23 protein-coding genes are annotated in these 25,503 nt (G+C 75.3%); 13 read left to right on the top strand and 10 right to left on the bottom strand.

Features of this window, described 5'->3' with window-relative positions; all coding sequences use genetic code 11:
* Positions 1-43 precede the first annotated feature (43 nt).
* The gene (locus NHH00_RS11155; RefSeq protein WP_253052081.1) at positions 44-481 is read left to right on the top strand and encodes a VOC family protein; all 438 of its coding nucleotides are present in this window, start codon (positions 44-46) and stop codon (positions 479-481) included.
* A gap of 55 nt (positions 482-536) precedes the next feature.
* On the opposite strand, the gene NHH00_RS11150 is transcribed toward NHH00_RS11155, so the two are convergent.
* From NHH00_RS11150 to NHH00_RS11140, 3 genes are all read right to left on the bottom strand, one after another.
* Positions 537-1,472 carry a Ppx/GppA phosphatase family protein gene (locus NHH00_RS11150; protein ID WP_253052079.1) on the bottom strand — a complete coding sequence of 312 codons (936 nt, stop codon included), beginning with the start codon at positions 1,470-1,472 and terminating at the stop codon, positions 537-539.
* 104 nt (positions 1,473-1,576) lie between these two features.
* On the bottom strand, positions 1,577-4,282 hold the full coding sequence (locus NHH00_RS11145; RefSeq protein WP_253052077.1) for a GH92 family glycosyl hydrolase: 2,706 nt from the start codon (positions 4,280-4,282) through the stop codon (positions 1,577-1,579).
* A gap of 226 nt (positions 4,283-4,508) precedes the next feature.
* On the bottom strand, positions 4,509-5,930 hold the full coding sequence (locus tag NHH00_RS11140; protein WP_253052075.1) for a glutamyl-tRNA reductase: 1,422 nt from the start codon (positions 5,928-5,930) through the stop codon (positions 4,509-4,511).
* A 50-nt stretch (positions 5,931-5,980) separates the two neighbouring features.
* Here NHH00_RS11140 and hemE point away from each other — a divergent pair, with 50 nt between their 5' ends.
* The 6 genes from hemE (at position 5,981) to hemL (ending at position 13,450) form a co-directional block, all read left to right on the top strand.
* Positions 5,981-7,141 carry a uroporphyrinogen decarboxylase gene (gene hemE / locus NHH00_RS11135; RefSeq protein ID WP_253052073.1) on the top strand — a complete coding sequence of 387 codons (1,161 nt, stop codon included), beginning with the start codon at positions 5,981-5,983 and terminating at the stop codon, positions 7,139-7,141.
* The gene (locus NHH00_RS11130) at positions 7,138-8,619 is read left to right on the top strand and encodes a protoporphyrinogen/coproporphyrinogen oxidase (RefSeq protein ID WP_253052071.1); all 1,482 of its coding nucleotides are present in this window, start codon (positions 7,138-7,140) and stop codon (positions 8,617-8,619) included. The genes hemE and NHH00_RS11130 overlap by 4 nt, the downstream gene beginning before the upstream one ends.
* Before the next feature lie 175 nt (positions 8,620-8,794).
* A complete protein-coding gene (gene hemC / locus NHH00_RS11125) occupies positions 8,795-9,931 on the top strand; it encodes a hydroxymethylbilane synthase (RefSeq protein WP_374614811.1) in 1,137 nt (378 codons plus the stop codon).
* Entirely contained in the window at positions 9,928-11,007 is a 1,080-nt protein-coding gene (locus NHH00_RS11120) for a uroporphyrinogen-III synthase (protein WP_253052068.1), read from the top strand. Before hemC ends, NHH00_RS11120 begins: the two co-directional genes overlap by 4 nt.
* A complete protein-coding gene (gene hemB, locus NHH00_RS11115; RefSeq protein WP_253052066.1) occupies positions 11,004-12,038 on the top strand; it encodes a porphobilinogen synthase in 1,035 nt (344 codons plus the stop codon). Before NHH00_RS11120 ends, hemB begins: the two co-directional genes overlap by 4 nt.
* Entirely contained in the window at positions 12,035-13,450 is a 1,416-nt protein-coding gene (gene hemL / locus NHH00_RS11110) for a glutamate-1-semialdehyde 2,1-aminomutase (RefSeq protein ID WP_253052064.1), read from the top strand. Before hemB ends, hemL begins: the two co-directional genes overlap by 4 nt.
* A gap of 120 nt (positions 13,451-13,570) precedes the next feature.
* Here the strand turns inward: hemL and NHH00_RS11105 are convergent, their stop codons facing one another.
* The 3 genes from NHH00_RS11105 to NHH00_RS11095 all read right to left on the bottom strand — a co-directional run bounded on the left by NHH00_RS11105 (position 13,571) and on the right by NHH00_RS11095 (position 16,060).
* Positions 13,571-14,164: an HdeD family acid-resistance protein gene (locus NHH00_RS11105; protein WP_253052062.1), complete on the bottom strand. Its 594-nt coding sequence runs from the start codon at positions 14,162-14,164 to the stop codon at positions 13,571-13,573.
* 138 nt (positions 14,165-14,302) lie between these two features.
* Complete coding sequence (locus NHH00_RS11100; protein WP_253052060.1) at positions 14,303-15,406, bottom strand: DUF2330 domain-containing protein; 1,104 nt, start codon at positions 15,404-15,406, stop codon at positions 14,303-14,305.
* Positions 15,407-15,577: 171 nt separating this feature from the next.
* A complete protein-coding gene (locus NHH00_RS11095) occupies positions 15,578-16,060 on the bottom strand; it encodes a hypothetical protein (RefSeq protein ID WP_253052058.1) in 483 nt (160 codons plus the stop codon).
* 240 nt (positions 16,061-16,300) lie between these two features.
* Here NHH00_RS11095 and NHH00_RS11090 point away from each other — a divergent pair, with 240 nt between their 5' ends.
* The 3 genes from NHH00_RS11090 (at position 16,301) to NHH00_RS11080 (ending at position 19,984) form a co-directional block, all read left to right on the top strand.
* Positions 16,301-16,639, top strand: coding sequence for a metal-sensitive transcriptional regulator (locus NHH00_RS11090; protein WP_141389926.1), 339 nt, complete (start codon positions 16,301-16,303; stop codon positions 16,637-16,639).
* A gap of 24 nt (positions 16,640-16,663) precedes the next feature.
* Positions 16,664-17,047, top strand: coding sequence for a heavy-metal-associated domain-containing protein (locus NHH00_RS11085; protein WP_253052056.1), 384 nt, complete (start codon positions 16,664-16,666; stop codon positions 17,045-17,047).
* A gap of 255 nt (positions 17,048-17,302) precedes the next feature.
* Complete coding sequence (locus NHH00_RS11080; RefSeq protein WP_374614807.1) at positions 17,303-19,984, top strand: heavy metal translocating P-type ATPase; 2,682 nt, start codon at positions 17,303-17,305, stop codon at positions 19,982-19,984.
* A 110-nt stretch (positions 19,985-20,094) separates the two neighbouring features.
* On the opposite strand, the gene NHH00_RS11075 is transcribed toward NHH00_RS11080, so the two are convergent.
* The 4 genes from NHH00_RS11075 to NHH00_RS11060 are packed head-to-tail and all read right to left on the bottom strand — an operon-like array spanning position 20,095 to position 22,922.
* On the bottom strand, positions 20,095-20,886 hold the full coding sequence (locus tag NHH00_RS11075) for an ABC transporter permease (protein WP_253052054.1): 792 nt from the start codon (positions 20,884-20,886) through the stop codon (positions 20,095-20,097).
* Positions 20,883-21,857 (bottom strand): ABC transporter ATP-binding protein, encoded by a 975-nt coding sequence (locus NHH00_RS11070; protein ID WP_253052052.1) that lies wholly within the window; start codon positions 21,855-21,857, stop codon positions 20,883-20,885. The genes NHH00_RS11075 and NHH00_RS11070 overlap by 4 nt, the downstream gene beginning before the upstream one ends.
* Positions 21,854-22,159: a transcriptional regulator gene (locus NHH00_RS11065; protein ID WP_253052050.1), complete on the bottom strand. Its 306-nt coding sequence runs from the start codon at positions 22,157-22,159 to the stop codon at positions 21,854-21,856. The genes NHH00_RS11070 and NHH00_RS11065 overlap by 4 nt, the downstream gene beginning before the upstream one ends.
* Complete coding sequence (locus NHH00_RS11060) at positions 22,152-22,922, bottom strand: hypothetical protein (protein ID WP_253052048.1); 771 nt, start codon at positions 22,920-22,922, stop codon at positions 22,152-22,154. The genes NHH00_RS11065 and NHH00_RS11060 overlap by 8 nt, the downstream gene beginning before the upstream one ends.
* Positions 22,923-23,196: 274 nt before the next feature.
* On the opposite strand from NHH00_RS11060, the gene NHH00_RS11055 reads away from it, so the two are divergent.
* The 3 genes from NHH00_RS11055 (at position 23,197) to NHH00_RS11045 (ending at position 25,498) form a co-directional block, all read left to right on the top strand.
* Positions 23,197-24,147, top strand: coding sequence for an SPFH domain-containing protein (locus NHH00_RS11055; RefSeq protein WP_253052046.1), 951 nt, complete (start codon positions 23,197-23,199; stop codon positions 24,145-24,147).
* The gene (locus tag NHH00_RS11050) at positions 24,144-24,443 is read left to right on the top strand and encodes a hypothetical protein (RefSeq protein ID WP_253052044.1); all 300 of its coding nucleotides are present in this window, start codon (positions 24,144-24,146) and stop codon (positions 24,441-24,443) included. Before NHH00_RS11055 ends, NHH00_RS11050 begins: the two co-directional genes overlap by 4 nt.
* Before the next feature lie 305 nt (positions 24,444-24,748).
* The gene (locus NHH00_RS11045; protein WP_253052500.1) at positions 24,749-25,498 is read left to right on the top strand and encodes a CPBP family intramembrane glutamic endopeptidase; all 750 of its coding nucleotides are present in this window, start codon (positions 24,749-24,751) and stop codon (positions 25,496-25,498) included.
* Positions 25,499-25,503: the final 5 nt, after the last annotated feature.

Raw genomic sequence — 25,503 nt, 5'->3', positions numbered from 1 at the left:
CGTCGTCCCTGCGCCGGCAGTCGGCGCCCCGAGAGGAGAGCCCGTGCTCACGCTGTCCCACACCACCGTGTTCGTGCTCGACCAGGACTCCGCCAAGGAGTTCTACACGACCGTGCTCGGCTTCGAGCTGCGCGACGACTTCTCGATGGGCGCGGAGTTCGAGGGCGGTGGCGCGGGCTTCCGCTGGCTCACGGTCGGGCCGCAGGGCGACCCGACGCGCACGATCATCCTGGCCGACTGCGCCATGGGCCGGGACCCCGAGTCCGCGGCACAGCTCCGGTCGCTGGTCGCCAAGGGGTCGATGGGGGCGGGTGTCCTCCAGACCGACGACTGCGAGGCCACCTACCGCGACCTCGTCGCGAAGGGCGTGACGTTCCGCCAGCCGCCCGCGCACCGCCCCTACGGCGTGGAGGCCGTCTTCGTCGACGACTCCGGCAACTGGTTCAGCCTCACCGAGCCGAGGTCTGCCGCCGCCGGCTGACGGGGCCCGGGCCGGACCCGGCCGAGGAGGACCCCGAGGCTCCGCGCGGGCGAGGTCAGCTGTGGTCGAGACGGCGCAGGATCGCGCCCTCGCGCAGCGCCCAGGGGCAGATCTCGACCTCGTCGACGCCGAGCGCGCGCATCGTCTCGACCGCGACCACCCCGCCCGCGACGATCTGGAACGTGCGCTCGGGCGTGATGCCGGGCAACGCGGTGCGGCCCTCGGCCGTGATGCGCGCGAGCCGCGGCACCCAGTCGGCGAGCTGCGAGCGTCGCATGCGCCACCGGTCGTCGGGGCCGACGGCCTCGGTCTGCATGCCTGCGAGCCGCGCGAGCGAGCGGAACGTCTTGGACGTCGCGACGACGTGGTCGGGCCGCGGGAGCCGGGCGAACTGCGCGACGGCGGGGGCGAGCGTCGCGCGCACGTGCTCGCGCAGGGCCTCGACGTGCTCGGGCGCGGGCGGGTCGTCGGGCAGGAAGCCCATCGTCATGCGCCCGGCGCCGAGCGGGAGGGAGACGGCGAGGTCGGGCTCCTCGTCGACGCCCGACGCGATCTCGAGCGACCCGCCCCCGATGTCGAGGACGAGCAGGCGGCCCGCGGCCCAGCCGTGCCAGCGGCGCGCCGCGAGGAACGTCAGGCGCGACTCGTCCTCGCCCGAGAGCACGCGCACCGGCTGGCCGACGCGCTCGCCGATCGCGGCGAGCACCTCGGGACCGTTGGTCGCGTCGCGCAGCGCCGACGTCGCCATCGGCAGCATCTCGTCGACGGCGGACTCGCGCGCGAGCGCCATCGCGTCGTCGACCGCGGTGAGCATCGCGGCGACTCCCTCGGGCGACAGCGACCCGTCCGGCCGGAGGTAGCGCATGATGCGCACGACCGTGCGCGCACCCGCCGCCTGCACGGGGCGTGCCGCGTACGCGGCGTCCACGACGGCGAGATGCACGGTGTTCGAGCCGATGTCGAGGACGCCCAGGCGCGTGGTGGTGCTCACGCGCCGAGCCTAGCGGCGCGGCGAGGGCCGCCGCCGGGCGGGGTGCCCGACGACGGCCCTCGTGCGGGAGCGCGAGCGCTCCCCTGTCGCGACCGGACCGCGGGTCAGCCGCAGTCGAGCGCCTCGTACGCCACGTCGACCTGGGACGTGGTCCCGTCCGCGGCGACGACGGTCACGGTGGCCGCGCCCGCCGCGACGGACGTGGTGCGCGTCGTGAACGACTGGTAGGCGTTCTTGCCCGGCAGCACGTGCCGGACCGTCCGCTCGCCGAACGGCGTCGAGAGCGTCACGTCGACGGGCTCGTCGGCCGTGCTGGTCGCGCGGACCGCGACGAACGCCCGACCACCGAGGCAGCGCGCGCTCGCCTCGACCTCGACCGGCGCGGGCGGGGCCGCCGCGGAGACCGACGGGATCCGGTCGGCGGCCGCGGTGCCCCACGTGAGGCCCGCGCTCGTGTCGGACAGGTCGAAGTCGAGCGTGCCGCCGTCCTGCAGCGCCGCGACGTCGAGCCACGCGGCGGTGTGCGCGACGCCGTCGACGTCCAGACCGGCGACGTAGCTCGGGAGCTTCTCGTTGGCGCCCGCCGCGTCGATGCGGAGCGTCGCCCCGGCGTCGGTCGTGAGCGTCGCGGCCTGCACCTTGGGGGCGTTGAGCGCGAGGATGCCGGAGCCCGGCATCACCGGCTCGAACCCGAGCGACGCCATGACGTACCAGGCGGCGAGCGTGCCGAGGTCGTCGTTCCCCACGCCGCCGCCCGGGGTGTCCGGGAAGCGGTTGAGGTTCGCGGCGAGCACGTCGTTCGTCTTCCACGGCTGGCCCACGTAGCCGTAGAGCCACGCGTTCATGATCGTCGGCTCGTTGCCCGGGTTGTAGCGGATCGTCGTGTAGTACGAGCTGCCGCCCTTGGCCCACGTGCTCGGCGAGACGCCGGGGTTCGCGGCGAGCGCCGGCTGGTCGAAGTAGTAGTCGAGGCGCTCGACGAACCCGTCCTCGCCGCCCATGACCTCCTGGAGGCCCGTGACGTCCTGCGGCACCATCCACTGGTACTGCCACGGCACGCCCTCGTGGAAGCCGGAGCGCGTGACGTCGGTCAGCTCGGGCAGCGTGACGAACTCGCCCGTCGGGCGCTTCGCGTTGACCATGCCCTGGAAGCCGCCGGAGAGCTCGACGTCCGGGTTCCAGAGGTTGCGCCAGTTGCGGCCCTTGTCGAGGAACGCCTGCCCGCCCTCGCGGCCCGTGCGCTCCGCCGCGGCGCCGAGGCTCGCGTCGGCGAGCGCGAGCTCGAGCGTGGCGGAGCCGCCGTGGCGGTACTCCTCGAACTGGCCGCCGAGGCCGCCCTCGTTCTCGGGGTAGAACGGCACGTGGCCGTGCTCGGCGTAGAACTCGGTGCTGCGCCGCCCGACGGACGCGACGTCGTCGGGCGGGGTCGTCGTGGCGTTCTCCACGAGGTAGTCCCACAGCTCGTCGGCGATGTCGTCGGGGACCGTGCCGAGCGCGAAGTTCTCCGCGAGCCACGGCGTGACGGGGTCGCCCGCCATGATGTTGGTCTCCAGCGCGCCGAGCGACCAGCGCGGCAGCCAGCCGCCCTCGACGCGGTGCTGGTACATCGAGCGCACGATGTCCTGCGCGCGCTCGGGCAGCAGGAGTGCGTGCAGCGTCGCCTGCGTGCGGTACGTGTCCCAGAGCGAGAAGTTCTGGTAGTAGTCCCAGCCGTCGGCCTGGTGGACCTCGAGGTCCATGCCGCGGTACCGGCCGTCGACGTCGCTGCCGATCGTCGGCGAGAGCAGCGTCTTGTAGAGCTGGGTGTAGAAGATCCGGCGCTGGTCGGGCGACGCGTCGATCGCGGCACGGCCCAGCTCGGCGTTCCACGCGTCGCGCGCCTCCTCGCGCACGGTGTCGAACGCGACCTGGCCGCCCTCGACCGTGGCCTCGGCCTCGCGGTTGGCGCGCGCGCCGTCGACGCTCACGAACGACACGCCCACGCTCACCTCGACGTCGCGGTCGCTCGTGGTGTCGAACACCGCGACGGCGCCGTTGTTGCCGCCCGCGACCTCGCTCGTCGTGGACCCCGCGACGTACCGCGCGTCGGTGCCCCACGTGCCGCTCGACGCGACCGGGCGGTCGAACGTCGCGCTGAAGAAGTACCGCTGCTTGTCCGGCGTGCCGCCGCAGAAGCCGCCGTTGTCGACCCAGCCCTCGAGCGTACGGTCGTCGACCCACGTCACCGAGCTCGCGCCGGCGTCGCGCAGCGTCTGGCCCACGTTGAACGACAGGTGCGACGTCGTCGAGGCGGGGAACGTGTAGCGGTGCGCGCCGACGCGCGTGGTCGCGCTGAGCTCGGCGTGCACGTCGTTCGCGAGCGTCACCTCGTAGAACCCGGCGGAGGCGTGCTCGGTGTTCTTCTGGTCCTTGATCGCGATGAAGGAGCGCGACGTGCGCGGGGTCGCGCTCGTGTCCGGCGTGACGAGCAGCTCGCCCGCCGCGGGGCAGCCCGCGCTGTTCACGTGCCGGTGGCTGAAGCCCCACACGCGCCCCGCGTTCGTGCTGTACGACGTCGAGGCGTAGGAGTTCGTGTTGTCCGGGCTGAGCTGGACCATGCCGAACGGCACGGTCGCGCCCGGGTAGGCGTTGCCCTCGCTCTCGGTGCCGACGAACGGGTTGACCTCGAGCGTGAGGTCGTCGCCCGCGGCGGCGGTGACGGTGCCGTCGTCGCCGGCGGGGGCGGCGCCCGCGGCGGCAGGCAGCAGCGTGCCCGGCGCGACGGCGAGCGCGAGCCCGGCGGCGAGCAGGGCGAGTCGTGGTCGTCTCATGCCATGTCCTCTTCGACGTGCGACCGGGCTGCGTCGCCCGGGGCGCCCCGGGTCCGCCGGCCAGGTGCCGCCCGGGCCGCTCGTGGCGGGGCGACGGTGCTCCTGGTCGACGACGGGCGTCCGCCGGTCACTCTCTCCCGCGTATGACTGCGCTGTCAATTGCATGCCCGGGCGAACGACCGGGTCGAGCGTGGAGGGCGCAGCGCGCCGAACCCGGGGTGGCTCCTCAGCGGGCGGCGGGTGCGGGGAGAGATCCCGGGCTCGTCGGCCGTGCCGGCGCTGCCGCCTCGTCGGCGAGGGCCTGGGCGTCCGCGACGACGGCGCGCTCCTCCGCCTGCGCGGCCGCGACGGCCTCGGCGCGGGCCTCGACGATCGCGCGGTGCAGGTCGGCGTGGACGCGACGTCGCACGTCGCGCGCGAGCTCGTCGGCCTCGTCCGGCTCGACCGGGTCGCCGTCCGCCTCGCGCAGCGCGACGACGTCGGCCACCTCGAGCGCGATGCGCCGCTCCGCGTCGGCGAGCAGCGCGACGACCGCGGTGTCCGCCGCGCGGCCGAGCCGCGTCTCCTCGAACGCGCGCGTCGCGTCGTCCACGATCGCGCGGGCCTGGACGACGAGCTCCGACGCGATCGACGGCGAGTGCGCGGCGAGCGTCGCGAGGTCGTAGAGCAGCACGCCCTCGACGTCCGCGACGCGCGGGTCGACGTCGCGGTGCAGCGCGAGGTCGAGCACCACGGTCGGGCGGGCCGCGGGCTCGTCCCCGGCGCGGACCGCCGCGCGCTCGCGCGCCCGGACCACGGCGGCGGCGTCGAGCACGTGCTCGATGGCCTGCTCGCGGCGGTCGCCGCCCCCTCCCGGACGCGCGACGCCGTCGGCCGGCGCCCGCCCGCGGGCGCCGCTGCACGACACGACGAGATCCGCGTCCTCGAGCGCGGCGACGAGGTCGGTGACCGCCTCCACGCCGCGCGCGGCGGCGAACTCCTCGGCACGGCCGGACTGCGAGTAGACGCGCACGTCGTCGCAGCCGAGCGCCCGCAGCGCCGCGAGGCTCGCGCCCGCGTACGACCCCGTCCCGATGAGGACGGCCCGCACCTGGTGCCACGGCGGCAGCTCGGCCCCCGCGAGGTCGAGGCCCAGCGCGACGACGGAGCGGCCCGCGCCGCCGAGCGTCGTCTGCGTGCTGACCCTCTTGGACGTGCGCGACGCCGTCTGGAACAGGAGCTCGAGGGTCGAGGAGGTCACGCCGTCGGCGTGCGCGGTCTCCAGGGCGCGCTTCACCTGGCCCGCGATCTCGCGCTCGCCCACGACCATCGAGTCCAGCCCCGACGCGACGGCGAACAGGTGCTCGGCGACCTCGGTCCCGGCGCGCGTGCGGAACGAGGCGAGCGCCTCGGCCGGCTCGACGCCCGACGCGTCGGCGACCATGCGCGCGACGTGCTCGGTCGCGTGCTGCACGCCCGTCCCGTCGAGGGGCGCGTCCACGTCGAGGTACAGCTCGAACCGGTTGCACGTCGCGAGGACGACGGCACCGGTGATCACGTCGCACGCCGCGACCGCGGAGCCGCCGATCGAGTGCGCCCCGGTGGAGAGTCGCTCCAGGGCGTCGAGGTCGAGCTCGTGGTGGCTGGCCGTGAGGGAGAGAAGAGCCACAGTGCCTCCGATTTAATCATTCCACCGGGAGGGAGGCAGAATCGGTAGCTGTGATTCCTGTCGCCCTTTCCCCGGGCCATCCCCTGACCGACGGCCGCACGGACCGTTCGCCGCTCGTGCAGGCCCTGCGCGCGGGCACGACGGGAAATCGCCCGGAAATCACACCGGTGTGGTTCATGCGGCAAGCCGGCCGCTCGCTGCCCGAGTACCGCGCCGCCCGCGAGGGCGTGAGCATGCTCGACTCGTGCCTGCGCCCCGACCTCGCGTCGGAGATCACGCTCCAGCCGGTGCGACGCCACGGCGTCGACGCGGGGATCTTCTTCTCCGACATCGTCGTGCCGCTGCGTCTCGCGGGCGTCGAGGTCGACATCGTGCCGGGCGTCGGGCCGGTCATGGGCCAGGCGTACCGGACGCCCGACGACGTCGCGCGCCTCGTGGAGACCGAGCTCACCGAGGAGTCGCTCGCCCCGGTCCGCGAGGCCGTCGCGCTGACCGTCGACGCGCTCGGCACGACGCCGCTCATCGGGTTCGCGGGCGCGCCGTTCACGCTCGCCGCCTACCTCGTCGAGGGTCGGCCGTCGCGCGACCACCTCGCCGCGCGCGCCCTGCTGCGCGGCGACCCGGAGACGTGGCAGCGCCTCGTCGACTGGGCCGCCGACCTCACCGGCACGTTCCTGCGCGCCCAGGTGCGGGCGGGCGCGAGCGCCGCCCAGCTCTTCGACTCGTGGGCAGGCTCGCTCTCGCGCGCCGACTACGCGGCGGGCGCCGCCCCGGCGAGCACGCGCGCGCTGACGCACGTCGCCGACCTCGGCGTGCCGGTCGTGCACTTCGGCACCGGCACGGAGCACCTGCTCCCCACGATGCGCGACGCCGTCACCGCGGCCGGGGTGCGCGACGTCGCCGTGGGCGTCGACTACCGCACGCCGCTCGACGACGCCGCCCGGCTCCTCGGCGAGGACCACGACCCCGTCCCCGTCCAGGGCAACATCGACCCCGCGCTCCTCGCCGCGCCGTGGGACGTGCTCGAGGCGCACGTGCGCGACGTCGTGCGGCGCGGGCGCACCGCGCCCGGGCACGTGGTGAACCTCGGGCACGGCGTCCCGCCGAACACCGACCCGGACGTCCTCACGCGTGTCGTCGGCCTGGTCCACGCGCTCGGCGCAGACTGGACGGGACAGGACGACGCGCACGAGGAGGCGACCCGACGGTGAGCACCGAGCCGACGACGTCCCGCACCTCCCCCGGGACCGTCCCCGAGGGGGTGGACGCGATCGTCGTCGGCGCGGGGGTCGCGGGGCTCACCGCCACCCTGTCCCTGCGCGAGCAGGGGTTGCGCGTCGTCGTGCTGGAGGCCGCGGACGTCCCCGGCGGGCCCGTCCGCGGCGGCGACCTGCCCGGGCTCGACGGCGTCCGCGTCGACCTGGGGGCCGAGTCCTTCGCGGCCCGCGGCACGGCCGTCGGCGACCTGGTCGCCGCGCTCGGCCTCGACGTCGTCGAGCCGTCGGGGGACGGCGCCTGGGGCTACGCCGCGGGCCGCGCCTACCCCCTGCCGCGCGCCGGCGTCCTCGGGATCCCCGCCCACCCGTGGTCCCGCGACGTGCGCCGCGCGGTCGGCGTCGGCGGGGCGCTGCGCGCGAGCCTCGACCGCGTCCTGCCTCGCCGCGTCACCGACCTGCGCACGCTCGAGACGTTCGCGCGCTCGCGCATGGGGACGCGCGTCACGGAGCGGCTCGTCGCGCCCGTCGCGGCCGGGGTGCACTCGGCCCCGCTCGACCGGCTGGACGTCGCCGCGGTCGCGCCGGGGCTCCGCGAGGCGTTCGAGCGCGAGGGGTCGCTCGCGCGGGCCGTCGCGTCGCTGCGCGCGCTCGCCCCGGCCGGCTCGGCCGTCCGCGGGATCGACGGCGGCATGCACCGGCTCGTCGAGGAGCTCGCGGCGGACGCCGACGTGCGGCTGCGCCACGAGGTCACGGAGATCGCCCGGAGGGACCCGGACCGCGGGCGTTCCGGCGGCGACGCGCCCTCCGGCTCCTGGGTCGTCCGCGCGCTGACGCCGGACGGGCCCGTCGAGCTCGCCGCGCCGCGCCTCGTCGTGACGACCCCGGCGCTCGTGGACGCGCTCGGCCCGCTCGTCGGCACCGCGGCGGACCTGCTGCCGGACCCGGAGCCCGGCGCGGACGTCCGCCTCGTCACGCTCCTGCTCCGCGCCCCCGAGCTCGACGACGCGCCGCGCGGGACCGGGCTGCTCGTCGCCCCGCCGCACCGCGACGCCGGGCGGGCCGCGCCGCCGTCGGACGTCGAGGCGAAGGCCCTGACGCACTCGACGGCGAAGTGGCCGTGGCTGCGCGAGCGCGTGCGCGCCGCCGTCGGACCGGGCCACCACGTGGTGCGCCTCAGCTACGGACGCATCGGCGCGACGACGGAGCCCGACCTCGACCGCGTCGTCGCCGACGCGTCACGGCTGTTCGGCGTGGACCTGCACGGCCGCGTGCTCGGGCACGTCGTGACGCGCTGGAACGGCGCGCTGCCCCCGCCCACCCCCGCGTACCGCCGCGAGGTCGCGGCGTTCGTCGAGCGGGTCGACGCCGTCCCCGGGCTCGCCGTGACGGGTGGCTGGATCGCCGGCACGGGGCTCGCGGCGATCGTCGCGCACGCCCAGGAATGCGCCCGGGGCCTCGCCGTCCTCGACTGAGGCAATCCTTACCGGAATCCCGAGAAATGCGGCGTCAAATGCGCTCGCGAATTGTCCTGACATCGTGTCCGGAAGTTCCTGACCGCGCGTCAGGACCACGTCACTCCCGCACGTATTCCCGGCAGCGTGACGTGCGCATTTCCGTGGAATGCCGAAGTGGGGAGAGACTGGGACCGTGAGCCCTGCAGGTACCCCTCCCCTCCGCGTGGGCACGCGCGGCAGCGCCCTCGCGACGACCCAGTCCGGCCACGTCGCCCGCCGCCTCGAGGAACTGACCGGCCGGGACGTCGAGCTCGTCCGCGTCCGCACCGACGGCGACGTCCTCACCGGGTCGCTCGCCCAGATGGGCGGCACCGGCGTGTTCGTCACCGCGCTGCGCGAGGCGCTGCTCGACGGACGGTGCGACGTCGCCGTCCACTCCCTCAAGGACCTCCCGACCGAGCCCGCCCCCGGGCTGACCGTCGTGACGCCGGAGCGCGAGAACCCGCGCGACGTCCTGTGCGCCCGCGGCGGTCTCACCATCACGACGCTCCCGCGCGGTGCGCGCGTCGGTACGGGGTCGCCGCGCCGCGCCGCGCAGCTCCGCTCCGTCCGGCCGGACCTCGACGTCGTCGACATCCGTGGGAACGTCGACACGCGCCTCGCCCGTGCTCTCGGCCCCGACGCCGACCTCGACGCCGTCGTGCTCGCCTACGCGGGGCTCGCGCGGCTCGGCCGGCTCGACGCGGTGTCCGAGGTCGTCGACACCGCGATCATGGCGCCCGCCGCCGGGCAGGGCGCCCTCGCGGTGGAGGTGCGCACGGCGTCGCTCGACGACCCCGTGCTCGCGCGCGCCCTGCACGACCTCGACCACGAGCCGACGCGCCTCGCCGTGCTCGCCGAGCGGTCGCTGCTCGAGCGCCTGGAGGCCGGCTGCGCCGCGCCCGTCGGCGCGCACGCCCTGGTCGAGGACGGCGAGGTCGTCCTGACGGCCGTCGTCGCCCGGGTCGACGGCGTCGAGCAGCTCACGCACTCCGGTCGCACGGCGGTCCCGGTCGGCGCGTCGTCGCAGGACGCGCGGGACGACGCCGCGCGCGCCCTCGGCGTCCGCGTCGCCGACGCGCTCCTCGCCGACGGCGCCGCCCGCCTCGCCCCGCTCCGCGAGACCGGCTCCGGCCCCGGAGCCGGGGCTGAGTCCGGGACCGCGACCGGGACGGCCCCGGCGACGACGCGACAGGCCACGGACGCCGACGCCGTCCCGTCGTCCGACCGCGCCGTCGAGACCGCGCGCGAGCAGCTCCGCGACGGCGGCTACCGCGGCGAGGCGGAATGAGCCCGGGCCCCCTGCGCGACCCGTCGCGCGGCCCCGCACCCGTCGTGCCGCCCCCGCCCGGGCGACCGAGCCCGCACGGCGACGCCGAGGCCGCCACCCTGGCGTCGGTCCCGCGTGCCGCGGGCTCGACGCTCGCCGGCCGCACGGTCCTCGTCCCCCGCGCGCCCGAGCGCGCCGCGGGGCTCGCCGCGACGCTCCGCGACGCCGGCGCGCGCGTCCTCGTCAGCCCCGCGATCGAGCGCGCCCGGGTCGAGGACACCGCCCCGGTGGACGGCGCCGTCGCCCGCCTCGCGCACGGCGACTTCGCCTGGGTCGTCGTGACGAGCGTCAACGCGATCGACGAGCTCGTCGCGAGCGCCGCCCGCCAGGGCGTCCACCTGGGTGACGCCGCCCGCCGAGCCCGCTGGGCCGCCGTCGGGCCTGCGACCCGCCGCGCCCTGGAGGCCGTCGGCGTCCAGGTCGACCTCGAGCCGATCGAGAACTCCGCCCGCGGCCTGGTCGCCGCCTTCACGACCCTCGCCGCGACCGACCACGCCTCTACCTCACCGAACCAGGGCTCTCCTTCGCCGAACCAGGGCTCTACCTCGGCCGACCAGGGCTCTCCCTCGCGAGGTAGAGGCCTGGTGCTGCTGCCGCAAGGGGACCTCGCCGCACCGACGATGCACGACGGGCTGCACGACCTCGGGTACGTCCCGCACGTCGTCACCGTCTACCGCACCGTCACGCACGCGCTCGCGCCGGACGTCGTCGCGGCGTGGCACGCCGGCGAGGTGGACGCCGTCGTGCTCACCTCGGGGAGCGTCGCGCGCGAGGTGGCACGTCAGCTCGGCCCGCGCGACGACGTCGTGGGCGTCGCGATCGGCGATCCGACCGCCCGGGCGGCGCGCGCCGTCGGGCTGCGGCTCGACGCCGTCGCGGAGCGCCCGACCGACGCCGCGCTGGCCGACGCGCTCGGGGACGCGCTCGCCGCCACCGGCTCCGCCACCCGCACGGCCGCCCTGCCCGACGACCCGGCCGCTCCCCCGGCCGCCGGCACGACCGGCGTCGACCCGACCTCCGAAGGAGACCCCTCGTGACCCACCAGCTCCCCGTCGGGCACCACCGGCCGCGCCGCCTGCGCACGAGCCCGCGCGTGCGTCGGCTCGTCAGCGAGACGCGCGTGCACGCGTCGGACCTCGTGCTGCCGCTGTTCGTCAAGGAGGGCCTGGGCGCGCCGCGGCCGATCTCGTCGATGCCGGGCGTCGTGCAGCACACCGAGGCGACGCTCGCGGACGCCGTGCGCGACGCTGCCCGTGCCGGGGTCGGCGGCGTCATGCTGTTCGGCATCCCCGCCGAGCGCGACGCGACCGGGACGCAGGCCGACGCCGAGGACGGGATCCTGCAGCGCGGCATCCGGGTCGCGGTCGAGGCCGCGCGCGAGCACGCCGGCGGCGGGCCGGTCGTCATGGCCGACACGTGCCTGGACGAGTTCACCGACCACGGGCACTGCGGCGTGCTGACGACCGGGCGCGACGGGTCCGTCGTCGTCGACAACGACGCGACGCTCGACCGCTACGCGTCGATGGCCGTCGCGCAGGCGCGCGCGGGCGCGGACGTCGTCGCGCCGTCGGGGATGATGGACGGCCAGGTCGGCGTGATCCGGGAGGCGCTGGACGCCGCAGGGTTCGACGACGTCGGGATCCTCGCGTACTCCGCGAAGTACGCGAGCGCGTTCTACGGGCCGTTCCGGGAGGCCGTGGACTCGGCGCTCCAGGGCGACCGCCGCACGTACCAGATGGACGCGGCCAACGCGCGCGAGGGGCTGCGGGAGGCGGACCTCGACCTCGCGGAGGGCGCGGACATGGTGATGGTGAAGCCGGCCGGGTCGTACCTCGACGTGCTCGCGGCGGTCGCGGAGATGTCGCCGGTGCCCGTCGCGGCGTACCAGGTGTCGGGCGAGTACGCGATGATCGAGGCCGCCGCCGCGAACGGGTGGATCGACCGGCGCGGCGCGATCACGGAGTCGGTGCTCGGCATCAAGCGCGCCGGCGCGGACGTGATCCTCACGTACTGGGCGACGGAGCTCGCGGGCTGGCTGGACGAGAACGAGGGAAGGACGCGGGCATGACGGACACCGGAGGCTTCGGGACGGCCGAGGCGGTCCAGGCGGAGAACGCGGCGCTGTTCGGCGCGCCGGGCGCGGGCGGGGCGGACAACCACGCCGCGTTCGTGCGCGCGCAGGGCGTGCTCCCGGGCGGCGTGAGCTCGCCGGTCCGCGCCTACGGGTCCGTGGGCGGCGACCCGCGGTTCCTCGCGTCGGCGCGCGGCCCGTACGTCACCGACGTCGCGGGGCGCGAGTACGTCGACCTCGTGTGCTCGTGGGGCCCCGCGCTGCTGGGGCACGCGCAGCCCGACGTCGTCGCCGCGGTCCAGGAGGCGGCGGGGCGCGGGCTGTCGTTCGGCGCGCCGACGCTCGGCGAGGTCGAGCTCGCGGAGGAGATCCGCCGCCGGGTGCCCGCCGCCGAGCGCGTGCGCCTCGTGTCGACCGGCACGGAGGCGACCATGACCGCGATCCGCCTCGCGCGCGGCGTGACCGGGCGCGACGTCGTCGTGAAGTTCGCCGGCTGCTACCACGGGCACGTGGACGCGCTGCTCGCCGAGGCGGGGTCCGGCGTCGCGACGCTCGCCCTGCCCGGCTCGGCCGGGGTCACCGAGGCGACGGCAGCCGAGACGCTCGTCCTCCCGTACAACGACCTCGCGGCCGTCGAGGCGGCGTTCGCGGAGCGCGGCTCCGAGATCGCGGCCGTCATCACCGAGGCGTCGCCCGCGAACATGGGCGTCGTCCCGCCCGCGGAGGGCTTCAACGAGGGCCTGCGCCGCATCACGGCGGCGCACGGCGCGCTGCTGATCCTCGACGAGGTGCTCACGGGCTTCCGCGTCGGGCCGAGCGGCTGGTGGGGCCTCGAGAACGCGGTGCTGCGCGGCCAGGGCGCGGACGGCTACACGCCCGACCTGTTCACGTTCGGCAAGGTCGTGGGCGGCGGGATGCCCGTCGCCGCGGTCGGGGGTCCGGCGACCGTCATGGGCCAGCTCGCGCCGCTCGGGCCCGTCTACCAGGCGGGCACCCTGTCCGGGAACCCGGTCGCCGTCGCGGCCGGCCTCGCGACGCTGCGCCTCGCCGACGACGCCGTGTACGCGCGCGTGGACGAGGTCGCGGGCGTGCTGTCGTCGGCCGTGGGCTCGGCGCTCGACGCGGCGGGCGTGCCGCACCGCGTGCAGCGCGCGGGGTCCCTGTTCTCCGTGTTCTTCGGCGACCTCGCCGCGACCGCGGGCGTGCGCGACTACGCGCAGGCCCAGGCGCAGGAGACGTTCCGGTACCGCGCGTTCTTCCACGCGATGCTCGACGCCGGGGTCAGCCTGCCGCCGTCGGTGTTCGAGGCGTGGTTCCTCTCCGCCGCCCACGACGACGCCGCGGTGACCCGCATCCTCGACGCCCTCCCCGCCGCAGCCCGCGCCGCCGCGGAGGCCCGCCCCGCCTGACCCCCACAAGGCGCCGAACACGACGTCGGTGTCGTTATCCGGCGGAAAACGACACCGACGTCGTGTTCGACGGCGCGGGATCGCGTGCTCGGCCGCGCGGGGCCGCGCGGGGCCGCGGCGTCAGTACGTCGCGGCCTGCCCCGCTCGCCTGCCGAGCGAGCGGATCTGGAACCCGAACGCGATGAGCATGACGCCCCAGAGGATCGCGAAGATCGCGAGGATCCAGACGATGGAGACCAGCCCGGCGTTGACGTTGAACAGGACCAGCAGACCGAAGACGAGACCCAGCAGGCCGGCGAAGACTCCCCAGCCCCAGCCGCTGCCGGGGACCTTGCGCAGGTCGAGGCTCGCGACCGTCTGGAACAGGCCGTAGACGACGGCCCAGAAGCCGATGATCCACGTGAGGACGATCGCGGTCGTGCCCGGCCAGACGAGCAGCACGATGCCGACGGCCAGGCTGAGGACGCCCATGGTCACGAGGAACGCGGTGCCGCTGCCGGTGCCGCGGCGCCGGATGCCCTCGATGATCTCGACGATCCCGTCGACGACCGCGAAGATGCCGATGACCCAGATGATCACGGCGGCGGTCTTGTCCGGCCACGCCAGGGCGACGATACCGAGGATGATGGCGAGCACGCCGCGGAGCACTGGCCAGTACCAGACCTGCTTCGCGGTGCTGGAGAATGCGGTGAGGATCGGGTCCTGCGTCGTCATGGTCACTCCCCGTGCTAGGTGACGGGCCGGCTCACCGGCGGCCTGGGGCCTGTGTCGCCTCCCGCTTCGCCTCCATGGAACACCCAGAAATCCCGCGTGTCGCGGCGAAGCGCGCGTTTCGCCCGCTCGCGCCCCCGGTCAGGCCTGCGCGGGGCGCGGCGCGAGGACCGGCGCGGGTGCGCGTCGACGTCGGCCCGACCAGACCACGAGGGCGGCCAGCGCCAGCACCGCCGAGAACGCGAGGACGGGTCCTGCGAAGAACGGGCCGATCCGCTTGTCGGCCACGACGGCGTACGTCGTGGCGTACGCGACGTCGGCCGCGGCCGGCTCGAAGGTGAAGTCCGAGACGATCTCCGCCCCCGGGTCGTCGAAGACCTGCTCGTGCGACGTGACGAAGCCGCCGGCGGCGAGGAGCGCGGCGAGCTCGTCGGAGCCCACCGACGCCGGGTCGACACGGCCCGCGAACCGCAGCGTGGGCTCGTGCGCGACGGCGGTCGCGTCGGTGCGGTCGACCCGGTGGTCGGCCAGCACGTAGGTGCGCGTGCTCTGGGTGTCGTCGGCGACGACGGACATGCGCATCGGGTAGACGAGCGAGGCACTCGGGAACGTGACGCGCAGGGGCTGCAGCGTCCCGTCGAACGCGGCCGCCTCCTCGGGCGCGAGCCGGGCCGCGACGAACGACCAGCCCTCGCTCACGTACGGCGTGAGCGCGGTCTGGATCGACTCGGGGAGCTGGAACCCGCGCTCCGTGAGCCACGACCCGAGCGCGCCCGGGTCGGTCGCCGCGAGCGTCGTGACGTCGAGCGGGCCGAGCCGCACCTCGTCGAGCACCGCGACACCCGCCGGAGCGCCGGCCGCGTCGGCCCCGGCCGCGCCGAACCCCAGCTCGGGCCACCAGCGGTAGTCGGAGACGACGGCGCGCGGCTGCGTGAGGTCGTCGAGCTCGCGGAAGACCTGCGGGTCGGCGAGCGCGACCTCGGCCGGCGCGGGGGTCGGCAGCAGCAGCCCGACCTCCGGGGCGTTCGACAGCGTGTCGAGCTCCAGCAGCATCGTCTCTGTCGTCCCGTCCCACTGGAGCACGGCCGTCTCCTGCGAGACCGACGTGTCGTACGCGGGCCCGTCGACGAGGCCGCCGCACGCGCACGCGCTCGCCGGCGGTGCCGCGACGACGCTCGCGCCCGCGAGCGCGAGCGCGATCGACACCGCGCGGGCCGCCCGTCCTGCTCCTGCTCCCCTGCCCATGCTTGGGAGGGTAGGGGCGCGCCCGGGGCCTCGCCCGACGAGCGCCGCAATCGTGATGAGGCCGTGACAGCAGCGTGACCCGCTGCTCCCGACCGTCCGCCGGGCGCGCCGTCGGGCCGGGGCCGGGCCGGGCCGGGAGCACAGGGCCGGGAGCACGGGCCGGGGCCCGTGTCAGGCGACCGCCGCGCTGACGCCGAGGTGCACGAGCGCACCCAGCACGACGGCCCACGCCGTCACCGCGACGACGCCCCACGTGAAGACGCGGGCGCGCGGTGCGCCGAACCCGACCATGGCGGCCGCGGTGACGTGGCTCGGCAGGAGCAGGGGTCCGAGGAGGCTGACGCCCGGCACGCCGTACCGGTCGAACACCTGCCGCATCCGCTGCCGCTTGGGCGACTGCTCCGCGGCACGTCCGCGCGTGACGCCGGAGCGTGCGGCACCGATCAGCCAGACGACGAGCGCGAGGGCGATCGCGTTGCCCACCACGGCAGCGAGGATCGCGACGACGGGGTTCACCCCGGAGACGACGCCGAGGATCGCGGCGCCCTCCGCCTCGACGTAGGGGATCGCGCCGGCGAGGAGGACCCCGACCCAGCGCAGCAGGGGCGGAAGACCCTGGGTGAGCTCCTGGAGCCCGGTGATGATGTCGGTCATGGTGCGCCTCTCGTCGTGGGTGCCTCCAGCCTCTCGGTGGCGTCGGCGGGTCGACAGTGCGCCCGTTCACCGCAGGACGTGGGCCCGTCACCCCGCGGGCATGACACGTGTCAGGCCGTGCTCGTCGGGACGACCGAGCGCCCGTACCCTTGGGGGGTATGCATCAGTTACCCTGGTGGGGTATAGGACGACGATCGACCGCCGCAGTCGCGGCACCGCGCCCTGGACGAGGAGGAGAGCATGACCGACACCACCGAGGCCCCCGCCGTCGAGCACGAGCACGCGGCCCACACCGGTCCGCACGGCTACGCGTCCGACAAGGAGGCGTACCTCAAGCGCATGCGCCGCATCGAGGGCCAGGTGCGCGGCATCGCGCGCATGATCGACGAGGACGTCTACTGCATCGACATCCTCACGCAGGTCTCCGCCGTCACGAAGGCGCTGCAGGCCGTGAGCATCGGCCTCGTCGAGGACCACCTCGGCCACTGCGTCGTCGACGCGGCCCGCCAGTCCGAGCAGGAGGGCGCGGCCAAGGTCAAGGAGGCCGCCGACGCCATCGCCCGCCTCGTCCGCAGCTGACCCACCCCACCACCGAGGAGCACCATGAGCACCGTCACCACCCTGGGCGTCACCGGCATGACCTGCGGCAACTGCGTCGCGCACGTCACCAAGGACCTCGAGGCCGTCGCCGGCGTCGAGAACGTGAGCGTCGAGCTGCGCGTCGGCGGCGCGTCCGAGGTCACGGTCTTCTCCGACGACCCGCTCGACGAGGCAGCGCTCCGCGAGGCCGTGGACGAGGCGGGCTACGAGGTCGCCTCGCTCGAGGTGCAGGAGGACGCGCTGGCCGCCCAGTACGCCGAGCAGGCGGCGGAGAAGCAGGAGGCGCACGCGTGCGCGTGCGGCTGCGGCACCGTCCCGAGCACGTCCGCGGACGCCGCAGCCCCGGTGACCAAGACCTACGACCTCCAGGTCCCGCCCCGCGCCTGACCCGCTCGCGACGGTCGGCACCCTGCGCGGCACCTGCCGCCTCCCGCGGACACGTCGCACCGCCCCGGTGCCCGACGACGGGGCTCGCCTCGCCCGCGCGAGGTCGCCTCCGCCGTCGGGCACCACCCCACGGGCCGACCGTCGCCACCGCGACGCGCCCCCGGCGCCGCACCCGTACGGCGCACGCCGCGACGTCCGCCACCCCGGACCGCCGTCGGTGACCTCCACCCGAGCACCCGTCGAGGAGTCACCCGCATGACCGCCCAGCCCACGCCCACCCCGACGACCGCCACCCCGCCGGGCGACGCCGTCGACGGTCGGCCCTTCGCCGAGGTCGACCTGGCGATCGGGGGCATGACGTGCGCGTCGTGCGTCGCGCGCGTCGAGAAGCGGCTCAACCGCGTCGACGGCGTCACCGCCACCGTCAACCTCCCGCTCGAGAGCGCGCACGTCGTCCTCGCCGCCGACGTCACGGACGCCGACCTCGTCGCCGCCGTCGAGAAGGCCGGTTACACCGCCCGCGTCACCACCCGTCGTGATCTCACCCCCGTGGACGAGGGTTCCGCCTCGCGGCACCACGGTTCTCCTCCGGCACACCAGGGCACTCCCTCGGCCGACCAGGGCTCGACCTCGGCCGACCGCGGGGAGTCCGCCGTGGAGGCGACCGAGCGGCGGGACGAGGCGAACGGCGAGGCGGGCCTGGCCGAGCGAGACTCCGGAGCGAGCGAGCGAACGCAGGCGGATCGCGACCGGGGCGCCGTGCTGCTGCAGCGTCTGCGCGTCGCTGCGGTGCTGACGGTCCCGGTGGTCGCGGTCTCGATGGTCCCCGCGCTGCAGTTCACGGGATGGCAGTGGGTCGTCGCGGCGCTCGCGCTGCCGGTCGTCACGTGGGGCGCGTGGCCGTTCCACACGGCGGCGTTCCGCGCGGCGCGGCACGGCGCGTCGACGATGGACACGCTCGTGTCGCTCGGGGTGGTCGCGGCGACGCTGTGGTCGCTGTGGGCGCTGCTGCTGGGCGGCGCGGGCGAGCTGGGGATGCGGATGCAGCCGACGCTGATCCCGTCCCGCGACATGACGGGCGCGCCGGAGCTGTACTTCGAGGTCGCGGCGGTCGTCACGACGTTCCTGCTGGCCGGCCGGTACGCGGAGCACCGCTCGAAGCGCCGCGCGGGGGACGCCCTGCGGTCGCTGCTGGAGCTGGGTGCGAAGGACGCCGAGCGGGTGGTCCTCGGGCCGGACGGTTCCCCGCGCACGGGTGCCGACGGCGCACGGGTCACCGAGCGCGTCCCGGTCGCGGACCTCGCGGTGGGTGACGTGTTCGTCGTGCGGCCCGGCGAGAAGGTCGCGACCGACGGCGTGGTGCTGGAGGGGTCGAGCGCGGTCGACACGTCGCTGCTCACGGGCGAGCCGGTGCCGGTGGACGTCGGCCCGGGCGACGACGTGACGGGCGCGACGGTCAACGCGGCGGGTGCGCTGCTGGTCCGGGCGACGCGCGTGGGCGAGGAGACGACGCTCGCCCAGATCGGACGGCTCGTCACGCAGGCGCAGACGGGCAAGGCGCCGGTGCAGCGGCTCGCCGACCGCATCTCCGCGGTGTTCGTGCCGGTCGTGCTCGTGCTCGCCGTGGCGACGCTCGCCGGCTGGCTGCTCGCCGGCGCCGGGACGCAGTTCGCGTTCACGGCCGCCGTCGCGGTGCTCATCATCGCGTGCCCGTGCGCGCTGGGCCTGGCGACGCCGACGGCCCTGCTCGTCGGCACCGGCCGGGGCGCGCAGCTCGGCGTGCTCATCAAGGGGCCGGAGATCCTCGAGTCGACGCGGCGCGTGGACACGGTCGTGCTCGACAAGACGGGGACCGTCACCCAGGGCGCGATGGCGCTGGAGGCGGTCGTGACGCCGTCGGGCCGCGTGCCGCTCGACGTCCTGCCCGCGGAGGGCCGCGCTCCGGCGCGAGGCGACGCCGACCGGTCGCGCCAGGCCGTCGACGACGCGCGCGACGCCCTGCGGCACGCGGGCGCGGTCGAGGCCCTGAGCGAGCACCCGATCGCCCGGGCGGTCGCCGAGGCCGCGCGCCGCGTGGCTGCACCGGCATCGAGCGGCGGGGACGCACCCGTGGGGGCCGACGGCGTCGTGATCGGCTCGCTGCAGGCGTTCGACTTCCGCAGCGCCCCGGGCGGCGGGGTCGAGGCCGTCGTCCGCACCGCGCACTCCGGGCTCTCCCTGGGCGACGGCGGCGGGCTCGCCGCGCGGCGCGTGCTGGTCGGGCAGCCGTCGTGGCTCGCGCGCGCGGGCGTGTCGCCCGACCCGGCGCTCGACGACGCGTTCGCGGCCGCCGAGGCGTCGGGGGCGAGCGCCGTCGTCGTCGCGTGGGGCGGCCGGGCGCGCGCGGTGCTCGTGCTGCGCGACCCGGTGAAGCCGACATCGGCCGAGGCGGTGCGCGAGCTGCGCGACCTCGGCCTGCAGCCCTACCTGCTCACGGGCGACGGCGAGGGCGCGGCTCGCGAGGCGGCGCGCGCCGTCGGGATCGCGGAGTCGGACGTCGTCGCGCGCGTGCTCCCCGACCAGAAGGTCGACGTCGTCGCGCGGCTCCGGCGCGAGGGGCGCGTCGTCGCGATGGTCGGGGACGGCGTGAACGACGCCGCCGCGCTCGCGACGGCGGACCTCGGGCTCGCGATGGGCACGGGGACGGACGTCGCGATCGAGGCGAGCGACCTCACGCTGGTGCGCGGCGACCTGCGCAGCGCCGCGACGGCGATCCGGCTCTCGCGCCGGACGCTGCGCGTGATCCAGCAGAACCTGTTCTGGGCGTTCGCCTACAACGTGGCGGCGATCCCGCTCGCGGCGGCGGGCCTGCTCAACCCGATGATCGCGGGCGCGGCGATGGCCGCGAGCTCGGTGCTCGTAGTCGGCAACTCGCTCCGCCTGCGCCGCGCCGCCTGACCCGGCCTGCGCCGTCGCCGACCACGACGTTCGTCGCTGTCGAGCACGACGTTGCTGTCGCTATCCCGCGGATAACGACAGCAACGTCGTGTTCGGCACCGGGGGGCCGGTCAGCGGAAGCGGCGGCCCTCGTCGCGGCGGTAGGCGCCGACCGCGAGGGCGGCGAAGACCACCGTCCAGCCGAGGAGCACGAGCCACGCGCCCGCGTACGCCGGCTCGCCCGTGAGCGCCTGGACGAGCAGGTCACGGCCCGCGCGCGTCGGCGTCGCCATCGAGATCGCGTCCAGCCACGAGGGGAAGAGGAACGGCGGGAGGAACAGGCCGCCCGCGAACGCAAGGGGGAAGAGGATGACCTGCACGACCGGCAGTGCCGCCTTCGCGGACAGCGAGTAGCCGATCGCCATGCCGAGCAGCACGAACGGCACGGACACGAGCAGCACCGTCCCCACCCCCGCGAGGAGCTGGCTCCACGTGACGCTCGCGTCGGTGAACAGCCAGCCGATGAGGATGAGCGGCACGAGCCCGAACAGCGAGAAGATCCCGCCGTTGAGCACGCGCGCCGCCATGCGCGGCGCCGGGCCCGCGGGCAGCGAGCGCACGAACGGGTCGAACGGGAGCTGCCGGTCCTCCGCGACGCCGAGCCCGTAGGTGAACAGGCTCGCCGAGCAGATCGCGAACAGGCCGAGCGACGCGACGGCCGTCGTCGCGGCCACCGGGTTCTGCGCGACCTCCTTCTGCGGCACGACGAAGAAGAACATCGCGAGCGCCGGGAACAGCAGGTTGCCCAGCACGGCGACCGGCACGCGCACCGTCTCGAGGAACTGGTACTTGAGGTGCAGCCAGGTGAGGCGCAGCGGCCCGGGGAGGGCGGTGGCGCCGCCGGGGATGGTCGAGGTGGTCATCGTGCCCGTGCCTCCGTGGTCGGGGCCGCGTCGCGCGCGACCATCTGCTCGAACGCCTCCTCGAGGCTCGCGCCCCGGATCTCGAGGTCGTGGAAGTCGACGCCCGAGGCGACGAGCTCGCGGACGAGGGCGTCGGCGTCGGGCGTGTAGAGCTCCTGGCGTCCGTCGCCGAGGCGGTCGGACCGCACGACGCCGGGCCGGTCGGCGAGGTCGGCGGTCGACCCGACGACGACCCGCCGCAGCGACACGCGCCGCAGGATCGCGTCGAGCGAGTCGTCGGCCTTGACCACGCCTTGGTCGATGACGACGACGCGCTGCGCGAGCGCCTGCACCTCCTCCAGGTAGTGGCTGGTCAGCAGCACGGTGCCCCCCGCCGCGTGGTACGCGCGGATCGCGTCCCACAGCGCCTGCCGGGCGCTCACGTCGAGGCCCGTCGTCGGCTCGTCGAGGAGGACGACGCGGGGGCGACCCACGAGCGAGAGCGCGACGGCGAGGCGGCGCTTCTGCCCGCCGGACATCGCGCCCGTCTGGCGGCCCCCGAGCTCGGTGAGCCCGAACTGCTCCAGCAGCTCCGCCGTCGGGACGGGGTCCGGGTAGTGGCCCGCGACGAAGTCGACGACCTCGCGCACCTTGAGCGTCGCGGGCAGGCCGGTCTCCTGCGGGGTGAGGCCCAGGCCGACGCGGCTGCGCGCGTCGCGCGGGTCGCCGCCGAGCAGGCGGACCGTCCCGGCGTCGGGCTTGCGCTGACCGCTGACCAGGGACAGCAGCGTCGACTTGCCGGCGCCGTTGGGGCCGAGCAGGCCGACGAGCTCGCCCGCCCCGACGGTCAGGGACACGTCGTCGAGCGCGACGACCGTGCCGAAGCGTCGCGTCACGTGGTCGACGGCGACCACGGGTCGGGCGGGGTCGGTGGTCGACGGCGCGGGGTCGGGCCGGGCGGCCCGAGTGCGCGGGGCGTCGTCGGTGCTCATCCTGCGGCTCCCTTCAGGAGGGTGTTCAGGGCGGTCGTGTAGTCCTCGAAGGCGCTACGGCCGCGGGCGGTGAGAGCGAGGTAGGTGGCCGGGGTGCGGCCCTCGTGGGTCTTGGTGACGGACACGTAGCCGGCGTCCTCGAGCTTGCGCAGGTGGGTGGAGAGGTTCCCGGCGGTCATGTCGAGGAGCTTCTGGAGCTTGGGGAAGGACAGCTCGTCGCCGGTCGGGAGGGCCGCGAGCGTCGCGACGACGCGCAGCCGTGCCGGGGCGTGGATGACGGGGTCGAGCCCGGCGTCAGACATCGGCCGCGCCCTCCGCCGACGCCCGGGCGGGTGCGGGACGGGTCGCGAGGCGCCGCCGTCGGGCACGCAGGACGTGCTCGATCGCGGCCATGACGAGGAACCCGCCCCCGCCCGCGAGCGCCATGACGAGGTAGGTGAGCGGCAGCCCGGCGAACGTCGCGACGGCGGCCGTGAGCAGGATCCACACGCCGAGCACGAACAGCCCGCGGTCGCCGAACGCCGCCGCCCCACCGAGGTACAGCAGGCCCACGACGACGCACGCGAACGCGTTGCTCGCGAGCGACATGACCTCCTCCGACGCACCCGCACGGGCGAGCCCGCCGAGCACGAACCCGAAGCAGACGAAGCCGAGCATCCACGACCAGCCGTACATGGCCCCGGTGCGGGCGCTGACGCCACGCGTCCCCGCGGTGCGCGTGACGCTGTGGACGATCGTGAACGCGACGGCGGCCGCGATGAGGCTGAAGAAGACCCAGAACGCCCACGGCTCGGGCTGCGCGCCCACGACCTGCCCCGCGCGGGTCGTGAGGCGCACGGTCGCGGTCCCGTCGACGACGCGGACCGCGCTCGCCCACAGGCACAGGTACCCGACGAGCCAGGCGACGCCCCACGCGAGGAACAGCAGCCGCGAGTCCGGCTCGGTCGCGCGGCGCGCGCGGTCCTGCTGCTCGCTGATGAGGCGGAGCGTCTCGGCGACGTCGAGCGCCGGCTCGTCCGGCTCGCCAGCCCCGTCGCGGGGGCCGTCGCCGTGGTCCGTCGTCATGGTGGCCTCTCGAGAGATCGGAAAACTACTTTGCGCTACAAACCTATTTGCACTCTGCCACCCCGACCACCGCTCACGCAACCCCCCACCCGCCGAACACGACATGAGGGTCGTTATCCGGTCGATAACAGCCTTTATGTCGTGTTGGACAGCGGGCGGGGTCGTGCTCGGCACGCTAGGGGCCGGTGCGAACGTGCTGGGGGGCGGCATAATGTGATATCACTTTGCTATCCACGACACGCGCGGCCGTCGGCCGCAGGAGAGGACGGGCCCCGTGACCGAGAGCGCAGCACCCCCGCAGGAGTCCGTCGGCGGCGAGCCGACCGGCCGTCCCGTCGGCCACGACGGCACGCGCGTCGACGTCACCGAGCAGCCCGCGTGGTCGCTCGGCGCGGGCGGGGGCGGTCTCGTGATCCTGCTCGTCCTCGTGCTGCTCGGCGGGTCGATCCCGATGTTCGCGACGGCCACCCCCGTCGGTGCCGTGCTCGGCGTGGTCGCGATCCTGCTCGGCGTCTTCCTGCTCACGATGGTCAAGGTCATCAACCCCGGGCAGACGCTCGTCGTCCAGTTCTTCGGCCGGTACCTCGGGACCATCCGCCGCACCGGGCTCGTCGCCACCGTGCCGTTCTCGACGCGCAAGCGCGTGTCGGTCCGCGTGCGCAACTTCGAGACGAGCGAGCTCAAGGTCAACGACGCCGACGGCAACCCGATCAACATCGCCGCGATCGTCGTCTGGCAGGTCGCGGACACCGCCAAGGCGAGCTTCGCCGTCGAGGACTACACCGACTTCGTGCGCGTCCAGGCCGAGTCGGCGCTGCGCCACGTCGCGATGTCGCACCCCTACGACGACGCCGAGGCCGGCGAGCAGTCGCTGCGCGGGGCCACCGAGGTCGTGTCGGCGGAGATCGCCGCCGAGGTCGCGGCGCGCGTCGTCGTGGCGGGCGTCGAGGTCATCGAGGCCCGCATCTCCAACCTCGCCTACGCCCCGGAGATCGCGCAGGCGATGCTCCAGCGCCAGCAGGCAGGCGCGATCATCGCGGCACGGTCGCGCATCGTGGAGGGCGCGGTGTCCATGGTCGAGGACGCGCTCTCGCGCCTCGAGGCCGAGGACATCGTGACGCTCGACGACGAGCGCCGCGCGACGATGGTCTCCAACCTCCTCGTGGTGCTCTGCGGGGACAGCCGCGTGACGCCCGTCGTCAACACGGGGTCCCTGTACCAGTGACGCCCGCCGGGCCCACGCCGCCCGAGAAGCGCGACGCGCCCGACGACGGCGACCAGCCGTCGTCGGGCACGGGCACGGGCACGGGCACGGGCCGAGCGCAGCGTCCGCAGCGCAAGTCGGTCCTCCTGCGCCTCGACCCCGCCGTCCACGACGCGCTCGCGCGCTGGGCCGGCGACGACCTGCGCAGCGTCAACGCGCAGATCGAGATGCTCCTGCGTCGCGCGCTCGACGACGCCGGCCGCCTCCCCCGCGGCGTCCGCCCGCCCCGCCGCCCGGGCCGCCCGCGCAACCCCTGACCCACCGAGCGATCAACCCTGACCCGCCGAGCACGAGGTCGCTGTCGTTCTGGGGCCGAGAACGACAGCGACCTCGTGGTCGACGCGGAGCAGATCCGTGCTCGGCGGACAGCGCACGTCCAGGCGGCGTCGAGCCCGCTCCCGGGGACCGGTGCTATAACCGGACGGTGCCCGACCTGACCGCGTCCACCCCCGCGACCGCGCCCGAGCCGCTGCCCGCGCCCGGCCCGACGGCGGCACCCCGCGCGGCCGACGCCGTCAGCGCCGAGGCGCACGACCGCCCGGACCGCGCGACGCGACGACGCATCGGCGCGGAGATCTGGATCGTCCTCGGGCTGAGCCTCGGCAAGTCGGCGGTCTACGCGATCATCAACATCGTCGCGCGGCTCACCGCCGGGACGCCGCTCGGCGAGCAGTCCGCGAGCCTCAACGTGAGCCGGTCGGCCCGGCCGTACCTCGACCTCACGTACCAGCTCGTCGGGATCTTCTTCGCGGTGCTGCCCGTCGCGCTCGCGCTGTACCTGCTCAGCGCGCGCGGCCGCTCGGCCGTCCGGGCGATCGGGCTCGACGGCGCCCGGCCCCTGCGCGACGTCGGGTGGGGGTTCGCGCTCGCCGCGGCCATCGGCATCCCCGGGCTGGGCTTCTACGCGCTCGGCCGCCTCCTCGGCATCACGGTCGAGGTGCAGGCGTCGGCGCTCAACGCCGCGTGGTGGACGGTGCCCGTGCTGATCCTCTCCGCGCTGCAGAACGGCCTGCTCGAGGAGGTCATCGCCGTCGGCTACCTGTTCGAGCGCACGCGCGACCTCGGCTGGGGCCGCGTGAAGTTCGTCGTGTGGAGCTCGCTCCTGCGCGGGTCGTACCACCTGTACCAGGGGTTCGGCCCGTTCGTCGGGAACGTCGTCATGGGCGTCGTCTTCTCGTGGTTCTACACGTCCCGCTGGGGACGGCACCGCGTCATGCCGCTCGTGATCGCGCACACCCTGCTCGACGTCGTCGCGTTCGTCGGGTACGCGCTCCTCCCGCTGGAGTGGAAGCAGTCCCTGGGCCTCGCGTGACGGCC

This window comes from Cellulosimicrobium cellulans (assembly GCF_024124905.1).
Lineage (GTDB): Bacteria > Actinomycetota > Actinomycetes > Actinomycetales > Cellulomonadaceae > Cellulosimicrobium > Cellulosimicrobium cellulans_G.
The sequence above is the reverse complement of the archived record's forward strand: the minus strand, read 5'-3'. Positions and strand labels throughout refer to the sequence as shown.